Below are 484 nucleotides of genomic sequence, written 5' to 3' on the forward strand. Positions count from 1 at the left end.
GTCTAAAAAGTCATCGGTCGCAAATTCCGATACGTCAACCGACTCGACATTTGCAAACATCGCCCGGGCGTGGGCATTAATAAGCGCCGCCAGTGGGTCGATCCGGTCCGTGCTCTTCGATTTATCCAGCATAATGTTCTCCTGGGCGTCTTTTCGTGTCACCGCGTTACCGACTGCCCATGTTAAAACAGGGTTTTGATTGTGAATGATCTTCTTTTCAAACACTTTTGTCCGGAAATTTTTCGTTGGCTCTGTCAAATAGCGAATCCCCTGCGGAATTTCTACTGTTGTGAAGCCGTCCGCCTCAAGCTCTTGCATTAAATGCCGCGCATTGTACTTATCGTAGCAAATTTCCTTCACCAAAACCCCGTATGTCGGCTCAATTGACTTGATATATTCGCGCACAAACGCATAATCGACGACCGCTCCCGGCGTGGCTGTGATCCATCCTTGTCGAACCCATTGATCGAACGGCATTTTATCG

General features: G+C 48.6%; 1 protein-coding gene. It reads right to left on the reverse strand.

The window, feature by feature from the left end; genetic code table 11:
• Positions 1-484 (reverse strand): terminase TerL endonuclease subunit (locus VU18_RS16445; protein WP_236687449.1); only part of this gene is annotated, 484 nt, incomplete at both ends.

The sequence above is a fragment of the Geobacillus sp. ZGt-1 genome (assembly GCF_001026865.1).
GTDB classification, from domain to species: Bacteria; Bacillota; Bacilli; order Bacillales; family Anoxybacillaceae; genus Geobacillus; species Geobacillus thermoleovorans.